The 4,913-nt window shown below is 66.1% G+C and carries 5 protein-coding genes and 2 pseudogenes; all 7 read right to left on the bottom strand.

Annotation, left to right across the window (positions count from 1 at the left end; genetic code table 11):
• Positions 1 to 371, bottom strand: a pseudogene (locus EOA32_RS32885) (peptidase S10); the annotation flags it as partial.
• A gap of 139 nt (positions 372 to 510) precedes the next feature.
• On the bottom strand, positions 511 to 735 hold the full coding sequence (locus EOA32_RS32890; protein ID WP_067001363.1) for a hypothetical protein: 225 nt from the start codon (positions 733 to 735) through the stop codon (positions 511 to 513).
• A 130-nt stretch (positions 736 to 865) separates the two neighbouring features.
• Positions 866 to 1,507 carry a hypothetical protein gene (locus EOA32_RS32895; protein ID WP_128373947.1) on the bottom strand — a complete coding sequence of 214 codons (642 nt, stop codon included), beginning with the start codon at positions 1,505 to 1,507 and terminating at the stop codon, positions 866 to 868.
• A 76-nt stretch (positions 1,508 to 1,583) separates the two neighbouring features.
• On the bottom strand, positions 1,584 to 2,327 hold the full coding sequence (locus EOA32_RS32900) for an SDR family NAD(P)-dependent oxidoreductase (protein ID WP_128373948.1): 744 nt from the start codon (positions 2,325 to 2,327) through the stop codon (positions 1,584 to 1,586).
• A 27-nt stretch (positions 2,328 to 2,354) separates the two neighbouring features.
• A complete protein-coding gene (gene purF, locus EOA32_RS32905) occupies positions 2,355 to 3,836 on the bottom strand; it encodes an amidophosphoribosyltransferase (protein ID WP_128373949.1) in 1,482 nt (493 codons plus the stop codon).
• A gap of 111 nt (positions 3,837 to 3,947) precedes the next feature.
• Positions 3,948 to 4,628 (bottom strand): CvpA family protein, encoded by a 681-nt coding sequence (locus tag EOA32_RS32910; RefSeq protein ID WP_067001375.1) that lies wholly within the window; start codon positions 4,626 to 4,628, stop codon positions 3,948 to 3,950.
• Between the two features lie 27 nt (positions 4,629 to 4,655).
• Positions 4,656 to 4,913: pseudogene (locus EOA32_RS32915) on the bottom strand (DNA repair protein RadA); the annotation flags it as partial.

Raw genomic sequence — 4,913 nt, forward strand, 5'->3', positions numbered from 1 at the left:
GTCGAAACGAGGCGCGGGCCGATCGCGCGGAGAGGCGGGTGGGCGGAGGCCGCGCGCGGCGCGCCGTTGAAGACGAAGGTGATCGGCCGCTCTTTGGCCGGGGCAGGCGACTGCTGCGTGTAGGCGACGTAGAAGATCTCGGCCGTGACCTCGCCCTTGCCGGAAAGCAGCGACAGCGTGCCGGCCTTGGCTTGGTAGTCGAGCTTGCGTCCGCCAAGCGTGATCGAGTGCTCGGTGACCTGCGGCGGCGGCAAAAGCGACAGCACGCCGCCGGCCGGCGCCGGCCGTTCAGGTGTTTCGGCGCCGACTGGCTGCGCAAAGGCTGCGAGCGCCAGGAGGATGAAGGGCAGGAGCTTCAACTTGGACCGCATGCGACCTCCGCGGGAACGACCCCCGCAAAGGTATGGCCGCGGCGGCCGAAGTCAAAGGGCATAGGCCTGGCGCTGCGTTGGAACTGCGATCTCCCCACTTGCGGGGGAGATTGGCCCAAAAGGGGGAGATCAGCTGGCGCTACTGCGCCGATGGCACTTCCGCATCCCCCTCGTCGGTGAAGGGCGAGGCGCTCGGCACACACTGCACGGCCCAACCCTGCGGCGTCGGCTGCTTCTGATATTCGGCAATCGCGTTGGTGCACTGTTCGCGGGTGTCGAAGGTGCTGGGCAGCACCGCCATGCCGCCCTGCGGGCCGGCGATCACAAGATACCAGACCAACGCTACGCTGGGGGTGGCAGCCATGGGAATTCCTCTTTGCTGGATGTCGGAGTCGGATCGATGCTAGCAACTCCCAGCAAATGGCGAAAGCAGGGCGGCGGCATACGCTCCCCCGCCCTGGTCACAGACCCGTGAACGACCGCTGGCCGGACGCTTATTCGACAGCGAAGCAGTAGAACAGGCCGTCGCCGCCCGTGCCTCTCAGCGCCTCCTGGCTGCAGCCGCCGCGCGAAGCATGTGAGGAATTCCACGACTTCGCCGCGGCCGATTCGTCGAGGCCGGCGCGGTCGTGATGGCCCGTCATGGCCGCCCCTTCCGCGCCGCTCATCGTCCAGTCGCCGCAGGTCTGGTCGGCGATCTTGGTGCCATCGGGCTTGGAGCCGGTCAGCACGTCGTGGCGGTTGGGCTTGTCGCCGCGGCCGTTGACGACTTCGCCCTTCTCGGTAAGCGCCGTCTGCTTGCTGATGGAGTTGGCGTCGCTGTGCAGCGAGGCGACGTCGTCGGCGATCTTCTCGCCCTTGGCATTGAACCAGGGACCCTTGCCGATGCGGTCGCGCGCATCCTCGGTGCTGGAGGAGAGATAGGCGTGCCAGGTCTTGCCGGTGACGCCGGCCGCTTCTGCCAGCGAGGCGCAATGCGCGTCCGCACCCTTGAGGCCGCCGAGATCGGCGCCCTTGCCGGAGCCGACGCTGGTGACGAAGAAGCTCATCTTGGCGTCTTGCGACAGGGCCGCGCCTGCCGTGGCGGCGAGTGCGGCGGTAATGGCGGTGGCGGCAACGAGAAGAAGTCTGCGCATGTCGGTCCTCCGGTTTCGAATGTTCTACATTCGAAGAACGTAGCCGGAGGGCTGTTTCATCCGCCTTGAGGCAGGTTTATTCCGGCTGCCGATAGGCGACGAAACGGTTGTGCCTGGCCTGGAAGATCAGCCCGGTTTCCTTCAAGTCCGGGCTTGCCAGCGGCACGATGCGTTTGGCGATCTCGGACGGATGCGGCAGCGTCTCGGGATCCTCGCCGGGCATGGCCTGAGCGCGCATTGCGGTGCGGGTGGCGCCCGGATCGGCGGCGTTGACCCGAAGCGGCAGGCTCTCGGTCTCATGCGCCCAGGAGCGCATCATCGTCTCCACCGCGGCCTTGGAAGCCGCGTAGGGCGCCCAGAAGGCGCGCGCCGAGTGCGCCGCGTTGGAGGACATGATGATCGCGCGTCCGGCGTCGGAGAGCCGAAGCAACGGATCGACCGAACGGATCAGGCGCCAGGTCGCGGTGACGTTGACGGTCATTACCTTATCGAAGATTTTTGCTTCGACATGGCCGATCGGCGAGATCACCCCGAGTATACCGGCATTGGCGACCAGGATGTCGAGCTTTCCCCAGCGCTCGTGGATGGCGCCGCCGAGCCGGTCGATGCCCGCCATGTCGGCGAGGTCGAGCGGCACCAGCGTCGCCTGTCCGCGGCCGTCGGCCTTGATCGCATCGTCAAGCTCTTCCAGCCCGCCGACGGTGCGGGCGACCGCGACGACATGCGCGCCGGCGGCAGCCAGTTCCCTGGCGATGAAGTAACCGATGCCGCGCGAGGCGCCGGTGACGACCGCGACGCGGCCGGAAAGGTCGAGGGTCATGTGAGGGATTCCGTGGGGTGGACCGGCTTACGACCCGCCGCTCGCCAGCAGCGACAGCGTGCGCACGTTGTCGTGGCCTTCGAAGTCGAGCAGGCGGGTAGGGTACTGGCCGGTGAAGCAGGCGTCGCAGAATTGCGGCTGGTCGTTGTCGCGTCGCGCCTCGCCGACGGCGCGGTAGAGCCCGTCGATCGACAAAAACCCGAGCGAATCGACGCGGATGAACTCGGCCATCTCCTCGACCGACATGCGCGATGCCAGAAGCTTCGATTTCTCCGGCGTGTCGACGCCGTAGAAGCACGATGCGCTGGTCGGCGGCGATGCGATGCGCATATGCACTTCCTTCGCGCCGGCGTCACGCACCATCTGCACGATCTTTTGGCTGGTGGTGCCGCGCACGATGGAATCGTCGACCAGCACCACGCGCTTGCCCTCGATCATGCGGCGGTTGGCATTGTGCTTGAGCTTCACGCCCATATGGCGGATGGAATCGCCCGGCTGGATGAAGGTGCGGCCGACATAGTGGTTGCGGATGATGCCAAGCTCGAAGGGAATGCCTGCGGCCTGGCTGAAGCCGATCGCGGCCGGCGTGCCGGAATCCGGCACCGGCACGACGATGTCGGCCTCGACCGGGTTTTCCTGCGCCAGCTCGGCGCCGATGCGCTTGCGGACCTCATAGACGTTGCGGCCCTCGACCGAGGAATCCGGCCGCGCGAAATAGACATATTCGAAGATACAGAAGCGGGTCTTCTGCGGCTCGAACGGGAACAGGCTCTCGATGCCCTTGGAGGTGATGACCACCATCTCGCCCGGCTTGATGTCGCGCACGAAACGAGCGCCGATGATGTCGAGCGCGCAGGTTTCCGAAGCAAGTATCCAGGCGCCGTCGAGGTCGCCGAGCACCAGCGGACGGATGCCGAGCGGATCGCGGCAGCCGATCATCTTCTTGGCCGTCATCGCGACCAGCGAGAAGGCACCCTCGACCTGGCGAACGGCATCGATGAAGCGCGAGTTCAAATCGCGTTCCTTGCTGGTCGCGACCAGATGCAGCAGCGTCTCGGTGTCGGAAGTGGAGGAGAAGATCGAGCCCTGTTTCTGCAATGCGCGCTGGACGGTGAGCGCATTGGTGAGGTTGCCGTTATGGGCGACCGCAAGGCCGCCTTCGGCCAACTCGGCGAAGAAGGGCTGGATGTTGCGCAGGCCCGCGCCGCCGGTGGTGGCGTAGCGGGTGTGGCCGATGGCGCGGTTGCCCTGCAGGTGATCGATGACGTTCTGTTTGGTGAAGGTGTCGCCGATCAGCCCGACATGACGCTCGACATGGAACTGGGTGCCGTCATAGGAAACGATGCCGGCGGCTTCCTGACCGCGATGCTGGAGCGCGTGAAGCCCGAGTGTGACGATGGCAGCCGCGTCCTGCCGGCCGAAAATGCCGAACACGCCGCACTCGTCATGGAAATGGTCATCGGCCTCGGCGGAAAGGACTTTGCCTGCGTCTGCCGTTGAGTCTGCCATCTGGGGCTCAAGCTCCGCTAAAACCGCCATATAAGGCGATCGCTCATCGAACGCAACGCATGCGATGCCGCATTCATAAAATGCAGGCCAGTGCCGGAACTGGCCTGGATTTCAGTTTGCCGGCGCCGGAGCGGCGGGAGCCGGGGCGGGGGCTGGGGCCGGCTCATTGTCGGCCGGCGCTTCGCCTTCGCTGTCGTCGGGCGCCGTCGCGCTGTCGTCGCCGGTCGCCGGCGGCTCGGCCGCGGGCTGGTCGGTGGTCGCCGGCGCGCCGGCCTGGGGCGTGACCTTACGCGTGTATTTGTTGACCAGCTCTTCCGTGTTCTCGGGCAGCACGCTTTCGAGCTTGGCGCCGATCGTCTCGAGCAGCGGCCGCGACTTGGCGTTGGCAACCCAGGCGGGCGCCTTGGCGCCGGCCAGCCAGTTGAAGAACAATAGCGCCACCGCGACGACCAGGATGCCGCGCGCCGCGCCGTAGAGGAAACCGAGCGTGCGATCGAGCGCGCCGATGCGCGAATCGATGATCCAGTCGGCGATCTTCATGGTGATCACCGAGACGACGATCAGCGCGATGACAAAGACGATGCCGGCCGCCGCGGCCATGGCGATCTTGTCGTTGTCGACATAGGGCTGAACGTAGGGCAGGACCGGCTTGTAGAAGAAGAAGGCCGCCGCCGCCGCCGCTGCCCACGACACCACCGACAATACTTCGCGGGAAAAGCCGCGCACCATGGCAAGCATCGCCGAGACCAGGGTGAAGCCGACGAGAATTCCGTCAAGCAGCGTAATCGGCATGTCTTTCGCCCCACATCATGAGCTGCATCACTCCCCCTCGTCGGCGCGGCTGCGCCGTGAGCCGGCTATGCGCGCCACCAGGTCGGCAAGCTCGGTGGGCTGGAAAGCGCCGGCCGCGATTCCCCCGGCCCCATTACCGCCAACGACTTCCTCGCTGCCGAGCGGCAGCACCGCGCTTCCAAAACCCAGCTTTTCGGCCTCTTTAAGGCGCTGCTGCGCATGCGCAACCGGCCTCACCGCGCCCGAAAGGCTGATTTCGCCGAAATAGACGCAATCGGCGGGAAG

The sequence above is a fragment of the Mesorhizobium sp. M1A.F.Ca.ET.072.01.1.1 genome (assembly GCF_004023325.1).
GTDB lineage: Bacteria > Pseudomonadota > Alphaproteobacteria > Rhizobiales > Rhizobiaceae > Mesorhizobium.